The following is a 16,676-nucleotide window of genomic DNA, read 5'->3' as shown; positions in this document are numbered from 1 at the left end:
CAGGTCCTTGACCGCGAACCGCAGTCGGATCATGCAGTGTGCCACGCTGGAAATGTTCTCGGTGCCGCCCACCAGCTGAACCACTTCCGCAGCAGGTTCTGTTTGGCCTGCTCGGTGGGCGCGAAGTTGTATTTTGCCAGCACGCCCACCGCCTGCCGGTTGAACTCCTCCGGATAGGGGGAATCCAGATCGTAGGTGCGCAGTCCGGCTTCCACATGGCCCACCGGGATGCGCAGGTAAAAGCAGGCCAGTGCTGCCGCACCTTATCCACAAGCTCACTATTATATGCGCCAAACTCGGAATTGTGCAGGTCGGAAAGCACCACCATCCGGCTGGGCCTGCGGTCTGCCCTGCAAACTCCGGCTGTGCAGGGCCGTTTTTCTGTGGTATACTGGTACTGGAAGCAGCCCGCCGCTGCGGGCACTTTTTTTGAAAAGCATTCACGCAAACTTCATAGCTTTTTTTTATTCTTGCTGTATGATATTCTGGTCAAGAAGTCTATTATTGAGGAAGGTGTCTGTATTATGGCTAAGATCCTGATCGTTGACGATGAGCCGCGCATCCGCGAGCTGATCCGTGAACATTTACAATATTCCGGTTATATCTGTGAAGAAGCCGCTGACGGCACAGCTGCGCTGACCCAGCTTTCCGGCGGAGCCTTCGATCTGGTCATTCTGGACCTGATGATGCCGTTCATGGACGGTATGACCTGCCTGCGGGAGATGCGCGCCCGCCACATCAACACGCCGGTCATCATCCTGACCGCCCGCGGCGAGGAATACGACAAGCTGGCCGGCCTGGAGAGCGGTGCCGACGACTACGTTGTCAAGCCCTTCTCTCCCCGTGAGCTGGTAGCCCGCGTCAAGGCCGTGCTGAACCGCACCATGCCCAAGCCCGCCGCTGCCTCCGACACCATGACCTTTGGTGAGCTGACCATCGACACGGCCAGCCACACGGTGCGCGTTTCCGGCGAGGAGGTGGCCCTGACCCCCAAGGAGTTCGACCTGCTGGTGTTCCTTGCTTCCAACAAGGGCATCGCCCTCAGCCGTGAAAAGATCCTGCAGAAAGTGTGGAACTACGACTACTTTGGCGAGGACCGCACCGTGGATACCCATGTCAAAATGCTGCGGGGCCATCTGGGCAAGTGCCGCAGCTACATTGCTACCGTGTGGGGCATCGGCTACAAATTCGACCCCGACGCAACGCGCTGATAAAGGAGCGGAGGATTCATGCGGCACCATCACTCCCCCGGCATCCGCGGCCAGCTGATGTGGTTTTTGTGTTGTATCTGTCTGTTCCTGCTGGCACTGGTGTGGTTTCTGTCCACCCAGCTGCTGGAACCGCTGTACACCAAGCACATTGAAAAACAGCTGACCACTCAGGCAGAAAGCATCACCGCCGAGCTGGACAAGGCTATTGCAAACGGCGAAGCCCTTTCGGCATGGTCTTTTGGCCATCTTACGGTCAACACCACGTTCTTTGACCGGCTTGCCACCCAGCTGTACGCCAGCGGTTCGCTGAACAGCTTCTGTGTGGATATTTCCGATACCACCATGCGCACGATCTATAAGATCGAGAACCAGTCCTACTGCAACCTGCACGAAACGCTGCTCTCGGATTCCGCCAACAATGATATGATCGTTTCCACCGCTGTGGCCATGCGCAAGAAATGCCGCACCACCGGCGGCTTTGTGCAGACCCTGAATCCGCCGCGGCTCTCCGGCTCGGCACAGCTGCTGGTAGGGCGCAACACCTCCGGCGGCGAGTACACCGTTCTGGTCACTACCAGCCTTGTGCATGTGGCCGAAGCCGGCAAGGTGCTGAGCACCGTGCTGCCCATGGCAGCGGCGCTGATCTTTGCCTTTGCCATGACGGCGGCATGGCTGTTCAGTGAGTGGTTCACAAAGCCGCTGCGCCAGCTTTCCAGCGCTGCCCGCCAGATGGCCATGGGCAACTATGCCGTGCAGGTGGATACCCGCCGCAGCGATGAGCTGGGCGATCTGGCCCGGGACTTCAACCACATGGCAAGCGAGGTGCAGCATTCTTCGCAGATGCAGCGCGATCTGCTGGCCAACGTCTCCCACGACCTGCGCACCCCGCTGACCCTTATCAAGGGCTATGCCGAGACGGTGCGCGACATTACCGGCGACGACAAGGCCCACCGCGATGAGCAGATGAACATTATCGTGGACGAGACCGACCGCCTGACCGCACTGGTCTCCAGCGTGATGGAGCTGAGCAAGGTGACCAGCGGTGCCGACAAATGCGAGCGCGTGCACTTTGATATGGGCCAGCTGTGCGACGAGGTGAGCGAACGGTACGATGCCATCTGCGCCCAGAACGGCTGGCAGCTCCAGCTGGAGCTGCCGGACGAGGAACTGCCCGTTTACGCAGACCCCAACATGATGCAGCGCGCACTGCATAACCTGCTGGGCAACGCCATGCACCACATCGGCAAAGACGGCATCTTCATCCTGCGGGCCCAGCGCTGCACCGAGGGCGTGCGGGTAGAGGTGGAGGACCACGGCCCCGGCATCTCTGCCGACGACCTGCCCTATATCTTTGATCGGTACTACCGCTCCCGTTCGGATGCCGGCAAGCAGGGCACCGGTCTGGGCCTTTCCATCACCAAGGCCATCTTCCAGCAGCACGGCTTCCGCTTTGGTGTGCAGAGTGCCATCGGCATGGGCACTACGTTCTGGTTCATCATGAACGACCTGCCCGCCAATGCAGCCGAGATGGCCGGGCAGGAATAATCAGGAATAATTTTAAAGCCGGGATGACCTTGTGGTCGTCCCGGCTTTTGCTTTTTCTATAGAGCATCGTTTCTGCCCGCAATGCTGCGGCCATTCCAAATGATTTACTGGCTGGAATCTGCTGTGTGATAAATTCCGAATGTATTATCCGGTGCGGGCATTTCCACCCGGGAGGCACGATCATTCACAGCCCACATCATCCAGCCCATTGCAGCCAGTGCCGCCAGAATGATGATCCATTTGACAAAATTCGGCAGTTTTTTCATAGAAGATCCTTCAAATCCGTTTTATACTTTATTTTATATTTTCCGCTTTTATTCCGGTCTGCAAAGCTTCCGTGCACATCTGAGCAGCTCTTCGGCCTGCTGGCTGTCCAGCTGCTTCACCCATGCACCGCGCGGCACAGCGCCTGCGCCGGTGCTGCCCGCTTCGGCAAAGCAGGCAAGGTCCGAGTCGGTGCGGCTCTGCCAGGGCGAAAAGCCCTCCGGCGCGATGTGTGCACCAAGGCGGCAGTCCAGCACAGCCGTTTTACCGGTGGGCCGCCACGGCCTGCCCAGAAACACCGTGCCTGTCGGGCAGTCGTCCGAAACAAAGTCGCAGTCCCAGAACACAAACCCGAGGCCATCGGCACGGCCCGAGGGAGCCGTGACGTAGCTTGCAGGCAGGTGGTTGTTCACGGTGCGGATGGTGCACTGCTCAAACAGAGCGTCCGCGCCGCCAAAAATAAAATCGATATCTCCCGCGATCTCGCAGTGCCGGTAATACTGGGCCGTCGGGCGGCGGGGCGCAAAGCGGCCCGGGCCAAGGAAGCCATCCTTCTCCCGCTCCTTCTCCGGCAGAGGGGCGCAGAACAGCGTATCCTGATTGCTCAGCAGCCGCACATTCTCAAAGAGGGTGTGAGAGCAGTCCACATAAGCCGCCACGGCCTGCCCCACCTTTGCCCCGGGGCCGGCATCGTTTTCAATGGTCAGATCCCGCACCCGCAGTTCTATCCCCCGGAAAAACGCGGTATAGCTGCGGAAGGTGTGGGTGGGCCTGCTGTCCGGGTGCGGCAGCTTGCCGCCGTCGCCCCACACGATGCGGGTGCTTTCCATGCCTGCGCCGATCAGGGTGATATCCTGTTTTTCGCACACCAGCTTTTCGCGGTAAACGCCCGGGCCAATGCGGATCTCTGCTGCGCAGGCATAAGGTACGGCCAGCACCGCTTCGGACACCGAAGCAAAATCGCCGCTGCCATCCTGCGCTACGGTTATGGTAAGCATGTTTCTGTCCTCCCGTTTTGTTTCTATGCTTCCATAGTATACCTTCTCCTCCGTCGAAAATCAACGAAGTTTGTATGAACATCAAACGCATTTTTCCAGCCGCAGCACCGCCGCCGTAATGTCGTCCGGCCTGCCGGTCTTCTGGGCGCGCACGCGGGCCGTTTCCACCAGCGTCTTTGCAACTTTTTCCGGCGCTTCTCCTGCCGCAGCGGAAAGCTCCAGCTGCTTTGCCACCCAGCCCGGGCCGTCCACCAGCAGCCCGTCCGAGACCAGCACCGCATAATCGCCCACCGTCAAATGCACCACCCGGCTCTGGCCGTTCACTCCGCCCAGAATGCCCACCGGCAGGCTGGTGTCGCCCACAGCACGCACCCGCCCGCCGTGCACAAGGAAGCCCGGTGCCGCACCGGCCTTGAACAGCCTTGCCGTGCCGGTGTAAAGATCCACGCTGATGAGGTCCAGCGTGGCACCGCTCTCATCCTCACTTTTCAGGGCAAGGGCCACGTTGACCAGCCTTGCCGCCAGCTCTGCGGTAAAGCCCGCCTTGAGCAGCCGGGCCGTCAGCTCGGCGGCAAGGTTGCCATCCACGGCTGCAGGCCTGCCGGTGCCCATGCCGTCGCACAGGATCATCTGCGCTGCCGCCGGGCTGCAGAACTGCTGCACCGCATCGCCGGAAATACTGCCCCGTGCCGCCGCGCCCGCCATGCCGAACACGGCCCGCAGCACAGGCTTTTCGCTGAACAGCAGGGTGGTCATTCCCTTGCAGGAAAGCACCTGCGGCACTTCCAGCGTGCGGCGGCAGATGCGGCCCACCTCCCCGGCCAGCGCGGCCAGCTCCTGCGCCGAGAAGCGGGTGCGCGGCAGCGTGACCGCCGCATGGGTGCGGCCCAGATCATCCAGCGTGACGGCACACTCCTGCGGCGGAGTGCCAAGCTGCGCAAAAAAGTCCGCCACCCGGCCGGATTTATAGGGTTCCGGGTCGCCCGGACGGCCCAGCTGTTCTCCCAACACGCCCAGCGCTTCGGCCACGGCGCTGTACTGCTCGGTCAGGGCAGTGCGCATGGCTTCGGCATGAAGGCGGGCCTCCTTGCGGCTGCGGTACAGCGCAAAGGAGCGGTTTGCCGCTGCGCACAGCGCTGCCGGGTGGATGCACCGGGATAATTGCCCGGGCAATTGAGCCGTTTCCAGCCCGCCGCTGCTTTCCAGCAGAGGGCGCAGTGCTTCCATGCCCTCCAGCGTGGCGGCATACTCCTGCTTCCAGCAGGTATCCCGCCGTCCGCAGTTAAAACAAAGGGTATCATGTGTGTTGTCAATTACCCAATGGAAATCCTCACGCCGGTGCGGCAGCGTTTCGTAGACATCGTTCACGGTCTCTGCCAGCGATGCAAGGCTCTGGGACACCTGTTCCAGCCGGGTGGCCGCTGCACTGTACTGCTGCGGCTGGGCCTGCCCTGCCTGCGGCTTTTCTTCCGGCTCCGGCACAAGCCATGCTGCGGGCATGGCCGCTACGGCCGTGATGCCGATGCAGACGTTCAGCAGATATTGGAACGCGCTCCCGGGCGGCTGCACACAGAGTGCACCGGTCACGCAGCCGCCCGCGTAGGCGGCTACCGTTTCCATGCGCCGTCCGGGTGCCAGCACTGCCGCTGCCACCGTGGCACAGGCAAGGCCGGATGCCGCAAAGCTGAGAGCCGGGTCTGCCGCGCATAGCGCAGCGCCCAGCACCGCGCAGGCCGCAAGCGCGGCTTTGGCCTGCCCTTTGCTGCATAAATACAGTTCCAGCGCCGCGCAGACGATCACGCCCGGCAGCAGCTGCCACAGCTGCACACTGCCCAGCGCCGCCGCTGCCGCCGCACCCACCAGAAGCATCCCGGCACCCGGCTTTTCGGGCGCGAACTGCCGCAGACAAAAGCCCATGGCTGCGGCCAGCAGGGCATCTGCCGCACTGTAAAACACCAGCTCTGCCCCGCCGCCGCCAAAGGCAAAGCACAGCGCCACGCCCACCAGCGTGCCGCAGCCCGCCAGTGCCGCCGGGGTCAGTGTTCTGGCACCCATCCACCGCGCTGCCACTGTAGCACCCAGTGCGCACAGCATACAGACACTGCGCAGCGAGAGCGCGCCAAACCCGTGCAGCAGCACACCCAGCGCCGCACCCGCCGCACAGGGGGCAAAGCAGTCCTCTGCAAAGCCCAGCACAAAGCCCAGACCAAAAGGCATCAGTGCACCGTACAGAACGGCCCAGCCGCCTGCAAATCCCACTGCCACAGCCGCCAGCCTGCGCGCTGCCGGGCGCAGCTCCGCCCGCCGTGCCAGTGCTGCCCGCTGTCTGTTCTGCCGCCCGGCCGCTGCCAGACCCATCCGCTCTGTCATAAAAACTCCCCGCTTTCCGGCGGGGCGTTGTGGTTCTGTTCCCCGCGCTTTCTGCATATACTGTAGCGCGGGCGCGCGGCGATTTTTGGCGCGGTGCAGTGTTCTGCCGCAAACCGGCCCAAAGACGCAAAAAAGCCCTGCAGCGTTCAAAAATGCTGCAGAGCTTTGTGGTTTTATGGCAAAAATCAGCCGTTCAGCTTTTCAATTGCCGCTTTTACGCGGGCAAGGGTGGTTTCGCGGCCCATCATGCAGGCAAGGTCGGTGCCGCCGCCGGGGGTGCGCTGCTTGCCAGAAAGGGCAATGCCCAGCGGGTACAGCAGCCAGCCGTTCTTCTTGCCCAGCTCCTCAGCCTTGGCCTTGCAGGCATCGAAGACGGCATCGCGATTGCCAAAATCCAGTGCTTCGTCGCTGAGCACAGGCAGCAGGGCTTCCAGTGCCTCCTTGGCGGTCTCCGGGGTGGTCTTCTGCTTCTTGTTGGCGTACATGCTCACATCGTACTCGGGCATCGCATCAAAGAAATCCAGCTGCTCCGGGATCTCGCCCAGCACTTCGCAGCGGGGCTGCAGGTTTGCGCACAGCAGCTTCTTGTCGATGGAGGTGTGCACGGCCTTGTCGATCCACGGCTCCGCCTTCTTCTGGAACTCTTCCGGGGACAGGCGGCGGATATATTCCGCGTTGATGGCCCGCAGCTTGAGGGGATCGAAGATGGCCGGAGACTTGGAGATGCCGTCCGGAGACCAGATTTTGACCAGCTCCGGCAGGGAGAAGATCTCCTGCTCGGCATACTCGCCCTTGGGGCTCCAGCCCAGCAGGCAGATGTAGTTCAGCACGGCCTCGGTCAGGTAGCCCTTTGCCACCAGATCCTGATAGCTGGCATCGCCGTTGCGCTTGGAAAGCTTATTCTGCGCATCCTTCATGACCGGCGGGCAGTGGATGTAGGTGGGGATCTCCCAGCCGAACGCCTGATACAGCAGGTTGTACTTGGGGGTAGAGGACAGATACTCGCTGCCGCGGATCACGTGGGTGATGCCCATGAGGTGGTCGTCCACCACGTTGGCAAAGTTGTAGGTGGGCATGCCGTCGGTCTTGATGAGGATCTGGTCGTCCATCTCGCTGTTGTTCACCTCGATGTGGCCGTACACCACATCGTCGAAGCCGGTCACGCCCTCGCGGGGGATCTTCTGGCGGATAACATAGGGTTCCCCGGCAGCAAGACGCTTTTCCACTTCGTCCTTGGGCAGGTCGCGGCAGCATCCGTCATAGTGGGTCATCTCACCGTTGGCGCGCTGCTCGGCGTGCAGGGCCTCCAGACGCTCCTCGGTGCAGAAGCAATAATATGCCTTGCCCTCAGCCACCAGCTGCTCGGCATACTGTTTGAACATGCCCATGCGCTCGCTCTGCACATAGGGGCCCACGGGGCCGCCGATGTCCGGGCCTTCGTCCCACAGCAGGCCGGTCTCCCGCAGGGTGTTGTAGATGACATCCACAGCGCCCTCCACATAGCGGCCCTGGTCGGTATCCTCGATGCGCAGGATGAAGGTGCCGTCCTCGTGCTTTGCCATCAGGTAGGTGTACAGGGCAGTGCGCAGGTTGCCAACGTGCATATAACCCGTGGGCGACGGCGCAAAACGGGTGCGGACTTTATTGCTCGGCATAGAAAAACGCTCCTTTATTCTCATGCAAAAAATTTGCGGACAGCTATGTTTTATTGTACTGATTCTGCGCTGTTTTGTCAATGCGGGATAACATCATGCATTCACATCTAACCCTTTTCCTTTTGTTCGCAACATGCTATACTTGATTCAACAAATCGAAAGTTGACAAAGGAGTTGAGCTGATATGAAAAAGAAAATCATCCTATTGCTGTCTGTTGTGATAATTCTTTTGATGGGCATTGTTGTATGGTTTAATATTCCACTCGACTTGATGGACTTAGACCCTAATGAGGTCATGGAAATAGTTGTTTTCAATGGCAATAGCGGAAACGCAACACATATTACCGACAAAGAGCAGATTCAGCATATTGTCGAAAATTTGAATGGCGTCGAATTAAAGCGGTCAAAGCCGTCTTTGGGATATATGGGATATAGTTTCAAAGTTACTATTTATTTGTCTGATGGCAACGAGGCAGGCGATTGGAATAATTTTATTATCAATTCAGATGATACAATTAGAAAAGATCCATTTTTCTATTCTGTTACAAAGGGAAATATTGATTACAGCTATATTGAAGGTATCGTAGAATAACAAAAATTCCAGTTTGCCGTACAGCGCCAAACAGAGGAAAAGCCCCTGCATTCCAAAAACGGATGCAGGGGCTTTCTCTTGTTTACTTCAAGATGATCTCGCCGTTTTCACCGGCATCCACCACAAGGGTGCCGCCGGATGCCAGCGTGCCATCGATCAGGCGCTCGGCGGCGGGGTCTTCCACAGCTTTGCGAATGACGCGGCGCAAATCGCGCGCACCAAACTTGCCGCCCTGACTCTTTTGCACCAGAGCCTTGAGGGCTGCCGGGGTGTAGCTGTAAGCGATGCCCTTGGCCTCCATGCCGGGCTTGTACTCGTCCAGCATCAGGGCCGCGATGCCCTGCAGGGTCTCCTCGGTCAGGGGCTTAAAGGCGATCACTTCATCCACGCGGCCAAGGAACTCCGGGCGCAGGAACTGGGCCAGCGCCTTGCGGGTCTTTTCCTCGCTGAGCTGTTCCTCGCTCTTATTGAAGCCAAGCCCACCGGTGCTCTGGTCGCTGCTGCCGGCGTTGGAGGTCATGCAGATGACCGTGTTGGAAAAATCCACCGTGCGGCCCTGCGCATCGTTGATCTTGCCCTCGTCCAAAATCTGCAACAGAATGTTCATGACATCCGGGTGAGCCTTTTCGATCTCATCGAACAGCACCACGCTGTAGGGACGGCGGCGCACCTTTTCGGTGAGCTGGCCGGCCTCCTCGTAGCCCACATAGCCCGGAGGCGAACCGATCATGCGGGACACCGCGTATTTTTCCATATACTCGCTCATGTCCAGACGGATGAGCGGATCGGGGCCGTCGAACAGCTGATTTGCCAGCTGCTTGACCAGCTCGGTCTTGCCCACGCCGGTGGGGCCCACAAAGATGAAGCTTGCGGGACGGCGGCGGCCGGAAAGGTCGGCGCGGCTGCGCTTGATGGCCTGCGCCACCAAATGCACGGCCTCGTCCTGCCCGATGATCTTCTTTTTCAGCTCGCCCTCAAGGTTTGCCAGCTTTGCGAACTCGGTCTCCCGAATTTTGACCGCCGGAATGCCGGTCCACAGCTCGATGACCTTGGCCACATCGTCCATGGTCACCTGGATCTCGCTGGCGGCAGCCTGCTTTGCGGGCAGGTCGGCTTCGAGCTTTGCAATGCGGGTCTTGCGCTCGGCCACGCGCTCGTAGTCGATTGGCTCGTTCACATCCGCATTCTCCATCTCGGCTTCTTCCTGCTTGAGGGCATCCAGCTCCTTCTGCATTCCAAGATACTCGGAAATGACCGGGTGGGCCAGATTGCAGCAGGCGCAGGCTTCGTCCAGCAGGTCGATGGCCTTATCGGGCAGATAACGGTCGGTGATATAGCGCTCACTCAGGGTGACAGTGGCAGAAAGCACATCGGCAGGCACCTGCACATGATGGTGCTGCTCGTAGTAGTGCTTGATGCCGTTCATCACAGCAAGGGTATCGGCCACGCTGGGTTCTTCCACCCGCACGGGCTGGAAACGGCGTTCCAGCGCCTGATCCTTCTCGATATACTTGCGGTACTCATTGAAGGTGGTGGCACCGATGACCTGAATTTCACCACGGGAGAGGGCGGGCTTCAGGATATTGCCCGCGTTCATGGCACCCTCGCTCTCACCGGCAGAGGTGATGGTGTGGATCTCATCGATGAACAGGATCACATTGCCTGCGGCCTTCACTTCGCTCAGCAGGCCCTTGACCCGCTGCTCGAACTGGCCGCGGAACTGGGTGCCTGCCACAAGGCTGGTGAGGTCCAGCAGATAGATCTCCTTATCCTTCAGGCCAATGGGCACATTCCCCTTGGCAATGCGCTCCGCAATGCCCTCGGCAATGGCGGTCTTGCCCACACCGGCTTCGCCGATCAGGCAGGGGTTGTTCTTCTGGCGGCGGCTCAAAATCTGGATGGTGCGGTAAATTTCGCGGTCGCGGCCAATGATATCGTCCAGTTTGCCTTCCCGGGCCTTGCGGGTCAGATTCTCGCAATAGGTATCCAAAAATTTGCGCTTAGGCGGCTTTTTGCCGTTTTTGCGGTCGGCCTTTTTGTCGCCATCTTTCTTCTCGCTGCTGGTAAAGCCCAGCGGGAAGGTGGCATTGCTGCCGGGGATCAGATCTTCGTCCATGCTGTCCGGGTCAGCATCCTCGCCGCCGTTCGCCATGTTCATCATCATGGAGAGCGGGTTTGCATCGCCCATCTCCTCCATCATGCTTTCCATGCGGTTCTCCATGTTATCAAGATCCTGATCCGACATGCCGAACTGCTTCATCAGATCGTCCACCGGCTTGATGTGCAGCTCACGGGCGCAGTGCAGGCAGTAGCCCTCCTGCTTCATCTGACCATTGTCCATCCGCTGGATGAAGATGATCGCCGGACGTTTCTGGCATCGAATACAGACCATAGTTCCTCCTTTATGCAAAACCCTTTACAGGAAAGGGTTGAAGAGATTGAAGATTTTGTAGTAAAGACTGCTGCTCATCACCGTATCGTTGAGCACATTCAGGTTGCCGCCTGTGATGACGATGATGCCCCACAGGATGCACAGCACCAAATAGATATCCAGCAGCGCTGTGGCACCGCCCACCAGCCAGCCAAGGCCGCGGTTTACCGTGCCAATGACCGGCAGCTTGTTCACAAGGCCCAGCACCGTGACCAGCATACTGACCAGCAGGCGCAAAAGCGCGTAGAACAAGAAGAACAGCACCAGCGTGATCACCGGTGTGAGCAGCGGCTGCAGCACGTTTTCCACAATGGAATCGGCCAGCACCACCGCGTTATCGGCCAGCACAGCGCCAATGGAGCGCTCGCAGGCTGCCACGATGGAAGCGCGGAAAGAAGCAGGCAGGAAGCCCGCATACTTTTCCGCAATGCCGGAAAGGTCTACCGCACCGCCCGCAGCAATGTTTGCTGCGATCTGGGTGCGGAAGCCGCCTGCCAGCATGTGTTCGAACACCCAGCCGGCGCAGGCAGCGGAAAGCTCCTTGGCCCCCAGCAGACTGAACAGGTTGCCCACCAGCTGCACAATGGACGAAAGAAAGCCCTTGCGCGCATAGCGCACCACCAGAATGATCCATGCTGCCGTGCATATGATATCAAAAAGAAATGACGGATTCTTGAACATACCTTGTTTTCCCTGTTATTTTTATCACTTTCCCCGCAAGAGTGCTATTTACGCATGATCTTCTCACCCAAAAATCACTGTCCGCTGGAAGCTGTCTGCTCCGGCGGTGTGACCACCTGCACCGTGTTGCCGGTGAACACCAAGATCTGCCTGCCCTCGATCAGTGCCCGGGGCCGGGCCGAAAGCGGCTGGCTCCACTGGAACTCGCCCACACTGTTGAAGCGCTCCACTGTGCTGTCGGTGAGCAGGTAGAAGCCGTCGTTCTTTGCCCGGATGATCTGGCTGGCCGAGAGCACGCTGCCGCTGTAACCCACGGTCAACTCCCCGTCCAGCAGCACGGCAGTACAGGTCTGGCCGCTGCTCAGCAGCAGGGCCGCACCGTTACTGGTGTTGGACACGCTGACGAGGGTGCCGCCGCCAAAATCGTAGCTGGCGCGTTCGCCTGCGCTGCCGCCGCTCGTGTTGTACAGCACGGCGCGGTTCTCATAAAGCACCAGCAAAAAGCCGTTGGACATCCAGCCCATCCACTGGGGCACACTGTTCTCGGAGCCAAGGCATACCGGGTCGCCCTGCGAGAGGGGCAGTACATAAAGGTTCGTGGTCAGCTGGCCGCCCACCGCCGATACAGCGGCCACGGCAAGGCGGCGGCTGTCCGGCGCAAAGGCCATGCGCAGCGGGGTGCCCTGCTCACTGGTCAGGTTCCACACCAGCTGCTGCTGCATACTGGAATTGTAAACGGTCAGCTTTGCCACGCTGTCGGTGCTGTCGGTCACAACAGCCACCTGTCCGGCATCTGCCACGGCGCACAGCGAGATGGTGCTGTCCATGGTTTTTGTATAAAGGTTCTGGGTGCGGCTTTCCACCCGCAGCTCATTGCCGGAGCGATTGTACAGCACAAAGCGGGTCTTGCCTGCAGCAATGGCCGGGCGGGCATAGCCGCTCTGGATGCTGTTCAGGCGGGTGCCGCCAAGACTGTATACCACGCAGCTGTCGCCGCCCATCTCCACAAAGCTGCCAGACATCTGCGCCACCGCATCCGGGTCGGTGATGCCGGTCTGCTGCGGCCAGCCTGTGGCTGGTGCCAGCGCGATGACGGCAGTATCCACAAGGTCTTTTGCGCGCGCAATGGAAGACCCCACTGCGCCGGTGGCAAACAGGACAAGGATGGTCAGCACCGCTACGATGATGACAGTGCGGCGGATGCGCCGTGTGCGCACCCGGACCCGGGCGGCTTCCAGATATTCGACGCGCCCGGCAGAAAGCGGCTCTCCTTCGGCGGAATGTCCGCCGCGGCGAATTTTGCTCATGAATGGTTCTCCTTACAGATCATACTCCACACACTTCAAAAACAGGCCCTTGGCGGGCAGGGTCGGCCCGGCGCGGCTGCGGTCACGGCTTTCCAGAATGGCGGGAATTTCCGCCGGGTCCAGCCGGCCTGCGCCCGCTTCGCACAAAGTGCCTGCCAGAATGCGCACCATGTTGTACAGGTAGCCGTCGGCGGTCACTTCAATGTCGATCTCGTCCCCCTTGCGGGTAACATGACAGTCCGTGATGGTGCGCACGGTATCGCCATGGGCTGCAGCGGAAGAGCCCGCCGCGCACAGGGCCAGAAAATCGTGCCTGCCCACGAACTGCTGCGCCGCCGCCTGCATTCTGGCTTCGTCCAGATGCCGGGGCACCCGGGTGTAATAAGCCGCGTCAAAAGGCGAGTCGATGGGGTGGTTGTGGATGCGGTAGAGGTAGGTTTTGGTATGGGCCGCGTACCGGGCATGGAAATCCTCCGGCACCATCTGCGCGTCCAGCACCCGGATGTCCGGCGGCAGATGCTGGTTGAGCGCCAGCGGGAGCTTTGCCGCCGGGATGCGGGTATCGGCGTGGAAGTTGAGCTTGAAGCCCAGCGCGTGCACCCCTGCATCGGTGCGGCTGCAGCCCTTGATATCGGGGCGGCTGCCCAGCACGGCCTGCAGCGCATCCTGAAAGGTTTGGGCCACGCTGCGGCCATTGGGCTGCACCTGAAAGCCGCAGTAGTTCGTGCCGTCGTAGGCAAGGGTAAGTAAAAAGTTCTGCATGGAACTCCTTCCGTCACGGCTTTGCCGTGCCACCTCCCTCAAAGAGGGAGGCTATAAGGCCCCCTCCTCGAGGGGGCTGTCGCCGAAGGCGACTGGGGGAGTTTTAAAAATTCGGGAACACCAGCCGGGAGGCAAGGATCACTGCAAAGCAGGCGATGCACACGGCAAGGTCGATATAATCCTGCTTTTCGCAGCGCAGCACCTTCAGGCGGGTGCGGCCGTCACCGCCCCGGTAGCAGCGGCATTCCATGGCCATGGCCAGCTCGTCCGCGCGGCGGAAGGCCGAAATGAACAGCGGGATGAGCACCGGCACCAAGGCTTTTACCCGGTCGGTCATCTTGCCGGTATCCAGCTGGGCACCGCGGGCTTTCTGGGCGTTCATAATTTTGTCCGTCTCCTCAATGAGGGTGGGGATGAAGCGCAGGGCAATGCTCATCATCATCGCCAGCTCGTGCACCGGGAAGTGCAGTTTGCCCAAGGGCTTCAGCAGCTGCTCGATGGCATCCGTGAGCACGATGGGGCTGGTGGTGTAGGTGAGCAGGCTGGTGCCCGCGATGAGCGCCATGACGCGCACCGCCATCAGCACCGCATAGCGCACGCCCTCGGCATAAATGGTCAAAAACCAGATATGCACCAGCGGTTCGCCCTCACCCGACACAAAGAACAGGTTGAGCACCGCCGTAAACACCACGATGGGCAGGATGGGCTTTAAGCTCTTGAGGATCATTTTACCGGGAATTTTTGCCACCTTGTACATCACTGCCAAAAACAGGATGGAAAGGGCAAGGCCCAGCGGATTGGAAGCTGCAAACAGCAGCACGATATAGGCGATGGTCAGCACCAGTTTCAGGCGCGGGTCGAACCGGTGCACCAGACTGTTGCCCGGGAAGTGCTGGCCAATGGTGATATCTCTCAGCATCCGGCAGCGCCTCCTTCCTTCTTTGCTTCCCGCGGGAGCACAAGGCTCTCGCCTGCCTCCCGGCGGCGCTTGGCCTCCAGGATCATCTTGACCGCATAGGGGATGGTGTACACATCAGCGGGCACATCCACACCCATCTCCCGCAGCTTGAGGAAGATCTTCGTCACCTGCGGCACGGAAAGCCCCAGCTCCAGCAGCTCCGGAGCGCGGGCAAAGACTTTTTCCACGGTGTCGTACATGGCAATTTTCTTATTGCTCATCACCAGAACACGGTTGGCGTACTTGGCAATGTCCTCCATGCTGTGGGACACCAGCAGCACGGTGGTTCCGGTCTTTTTGTGGTATTCCTTTACTTCGCTGAGGATGTCGTCCCGTCCCTCCGGGTCAAGGCCCGCAGCAGGCTCGTCCAGCACCAGAATGCGGGGCTTCATGGCCATAACGCCCGCCACGGCCACCCGGCGCTTCTGGCCGCCGGAAAGCTCAAAGGGACTGCGCTCCAGCAGGGCCGGGTCAAGGCCAACGAAATCGGCGGCTTCATGCACGCGGCGGTCGATCTCGGCTTCGTCCAGACCCATGTTCTTGGGGCCGAACGCGATATCTTTATAACAGGTCTCCTCGAACAGCTGGTACTCCGGGTACTGGAACACCAGACCGGTGAGGAAGCGGAAGTCTCGGATCTTCTCCGGATCTTCCCACAGGTCGCGGCCATCGATATAAATTTTGCCGCTGGTAGGCTTGTTCAGGCCGTTCATGTGGGTAATGAGGGTGCTTTTGCCGGAGCCGGTGGCCCCGATGATGCCCACAAAGTCGCCCTCTTCCACCGTAAAGCTCACATCGTCCAGCGCAGTGACCGCATTGGGCATGCCGGGGTTGTAGACGTAGCTCAGATGTTCTACTTTGATGATATCTGCCATTTGCGTCTGCCCCCCTTACTGCAAAAGCTCGTACAGAGCCTGTGCGCATTCGCCGGTGTCGATGATGCCCTCCGGCATCGGGATGCCGGCCTTCACCAGCTCGTCCCGCAGCTCTGCAGCCTGCGGCACATCCAGATGCAGGGAGCGCACCTTCTCGGTCTGGCTGAACACCTCTTTGGGGGTGCCCTCCATCACCACATGGCCCTTGCTCATCACCAGCACACGGTCTGCCTGCGCAGCTTCCTCCATGTAGTGGGTGATGGACACCACGGTGATGCCCATATTCCTGTTCAGGTAGTGGATGGTCTGCATCACCTGCTCACGGCCCCGGGGGTCCAGCATGGCGGTGGCTTCGTCTAATATCAGGCAGTCCGGCCGCATGGCAACAACGCCTGCAATGGCAACGCGCTGCTTCTGGCCGCCGGAAAGGTTGTGGGGTGCGCGCTCGCGGTACTCATAGATGCCGGCCATCTTCATGGAGTCGTCCACGCGGCGGCGCATCTCTTCGGGCGGCACACCGAGGTTTTCCAGTGCAAAGGCAACGTCTTCCTCCACCACGGTGGCAACGATCTGATTGTCCGGGTTCTGGAACACCATGCCCACGGTCTGGCGGATATCATAGATCTTGTCATCGTCTGCGGTGTCCATGCCCTCCACGTAGACCTTGCCGCTCTCCGGCAGCAGGATAGCGTTGAAGTGCTTTGCCAGCGTGGACTTGCCGCAGCCGTTGGCACCCAGCACGGCCACGAATTCGCCGCGCTTTACTTCCGTTGAGACACCGTCCAGTGCGTAAATCGGCTGGTCGCTGTCGTAGCGGAATTTCAGATTTTGTGCTGTTAAAATCGTCTCTTCCATTTGTGTTTCTCTTTCTGGTGGTGCGCCCCTCTGAAAGGGGCTGTACCCCATTCTTGAATCGTATAACCCTCTCAGTCACGGCTGACGCCGTGCCAGCTCCCCCGAAGGGGGGAGCTTTTAATCATCTTACCGTAAGCTCTTATAAAGCTCCCCCTTTCGGGGGAGCTGTCGC

14 protein-coding genes and 1 pseudogene are annotated in these 16,676 nt (G+C 59.9%); 3 read left to right on the top strand and 12 right to left on the bottom strand.

Annotation, left to right across the window (positions count from 1 at the left end; translation table 11 throughout):
* Positions 1 to 83: 83 nt before the first annotated feature.
* Positions 84 to 254: pseudogene (locus ACGHUK_RS01480) on the bottom strand (UDP-N-acetylglucosamine 2-epimerase); the annotation flags it as partial.
* 270 nt (positions 255 to 524) lie between these two features.
* Here ACGHUK_RS01480 and ACGHUK_RS01475 point away from each other — a divergent pair.
* Positions 525 to 1,211: a response regulator transcription factor gene (locus tag ACGHUK_RS01475; protein WP_044953253.1), complete on the top strand. Its 687-nt coding sequence runs from the start codon at positions 525 to 527 to the stop codon at positions 1,209 to 1,211.
* An 18-nt stretch (positions 1,212 to 1,229) separates the two neighbouring features.
* Entirely contained in the window at positions 1,230 to 2,756 is a 1,527-nt protein-coding gene (locus ACGHUK_RS01470; RefSeq protein WP_097774257.1) for a cell wall metabolism sensor histidine kinase WalK, read from the top strand.
* 104 nt (positions 2,757 to 2,860) lie between these two features.
* Here the strand turns inward: ACGHUK_RS01470 and ACGHUK_RS01465 are convergent, their stop codons facing one another.
* The 4 genes from ACGHUK_RS01465 to gltX all read right to left on the bottom strand — a co-directional run bounded on the left by ACGHUK_RS01465 (position 2,861) and on the right by gltX (position 8,043).
* Positions 2,861 to 3,022 (bottom strand): hypothetical protein, encoded by a 162-nt coding sequence (locus ACGHUK_RS01465; protein WP_005937708.1) that lies wholly within the window; start codon positions 3,020 to 3,022, stop codon positions 2,861 to 2,863.
* Positions 3,023 to 3,070: 48 nt separating this feature from the next.
* Positions 3,071 to 4,018, bottom strand: coding sequence for a pectinesterase family protein (locus ACGHUK_RS01460; RefSeq protein ID WP_390574686.1), 948 nt, complete (start codon positions 4,016 to 4,018; stop codon positions 3,071 to 3,073).
* An 81-nt stretch (positions 4,019 to 4,099) separates the two neighbouring features.
* Positions 4,100 to 6,388, bottom strand: coding sequence for a SpoIIE family protein phosphatase (locus ACGHUK_RS01455; protein WP_390574684.1), 2,289 nt, complete (start codon positions 6,386 to 6,388; stop codon positions 4,100 to 4,102).
* A 185-nt stretch (positions 6,389 to 6,573) separates the two neighbouring features.
* A complete protein-coding gene (gene gltX / locus ACGHUK_RS01450; protein ID WP_097774254.1) occupies positions 6,574 to 8,043 on the bottom strand; it encodes a glutamate--tRNA ligase in 1,470 nt (489 codons plus the stop codon).
* A gap of 184 nt (positions 8,044 to 8,227) precedes the next feature.
* On the opposite strand from gltX, the gene ACGHUK_RS01445 reads away from it, so the two are divergent.
* Positions 8,228 to 8,635, top strand: coding sequence for a hypothetical protein (locus ACGHUK_RS01445; protein WP_207698823.1), 408 nt, complete (start codon positions 8,228 to 8,230; stop codon positions 8,633 to 8,635).
* An 82-nt stretch (positions 8,636 to 8,717) separates the two neighbouring features.
* On the opposite strand, the gene ACGHUK_RS01440 is transcribed toward ACGHUK_RS01445, so the two are convergent.
* From ACGHUK_RS01440 to ACGHUK_RS01410, 7 genes are all read right to left on the bottom strand, one after another.
* Positions 8,718 to 11,027 carry an AAA family ATPase gene (locus ACGHUK_RS01440; protein ID WP_390574683.1) on the bottom strand — a complete coding sequence of 770 codons (2,310 nt, stop codon included), beginning with the start codon at positions 11,025 to 11,027 and terminating at the stop codon, positions 8,718 to 8,720.
* Positions 11,028 to 11,051: 24 nt separating this feature from the next.
* A complete protein-coding gene (locus ACGHUK_RS01435) occupies positions 11,052 to 11,747 on the bottom strand; it encodes a hypothetical protein (protein WP_097774251.1) in 696 nt (231 codons plus the stop codon).
* A gap of 74 nt (positions 11,748 to 11,821) precedes the next feature.
* Positions 11,822 to 13,054 carry a DUF5711 family protein gene (locus tag ACGHUK_RS01430; RefSeq protein WP_390574682.1) on the bottom strand — a complete coding sequence of 411 codons (1,233 nt, stop codon included), beginning with the start codon at positions 13,052 to 13,054 and terminating at the stop codon, positions 11,822 to 11,824.
* Positions 13,055 to 13,066: 12 nt separating this feature from the next.
* Positions 13,067 to 13,816: a tRNA pseudouridine(38-40) synthase TruA gene (gene truA / locus ACGHUK_RS01425; protein ID WP_390574680.1), complete on the bottom strand. Its 750-nt coding sequence runs from the start codon at positions 13,814 to 13,816 to the stop codon at positions 13,067 to 13,069.
* A gap of 103 nt (positions 13,817 to 13,919) precedes the next feature.
* On the bottom strand, positions 13,920 to 14,735 hold the full coding sequence (locus ACGHUK_RS01420; RefSeq protein ID WP_390574678.1) for an energy-coupling factor transporter transmembrane component T family protein: 816 nt from the start codon (positions 14,733 to 14,735) through the stop codon (positions 13,920 to 13,922).
* Positions 14,729 to 15,649, bottom strand: coding sequence for an energy-coupling factor transporter ATPase (locus ACGHUK_RS01415; protein ID WP_005943466.1), 921 nt, complete (start codon positions 15,647 to 15,649; stop codon positions 14,729 to 14,731). Before ACGHUK_RS01415 ends, ACGHUK_RS01420 begins: the two co-directional genes overlap by 7 nt.
* Positions 15,650 to 15,664: 15 nt before the next feature.
* The gene (locus ACGHUK_RS01410; protein ID WP_337678663.1) at positions 15,665 to 16,504 is read right to left on the bottom strand and encodes an energy-coupling factor transporter ATPase; all 840 of its coding nucleotides are present in this window, start codon (positions 16,502 to 16,504) and stop codon (positions 15,665 to 15,667) included.
* Positions 16,505 to 16,676 lie beyond the last annotated feature (172 nt).

Source organism: Faecalibacterium sp. i25-0019-C1 (genome assembly GCF_042854225.1).
GTDB classification, from domain to species: domain Bacteria; phylum Bacillota; class Clostridia; order Oscillospirales; family Ruminococcaceae; genus Faecalibacterium; species Faecalibacterium taiwanense.
This window is presented reverse-complemented; position numbering and strand designations above follow the sequence as displayed.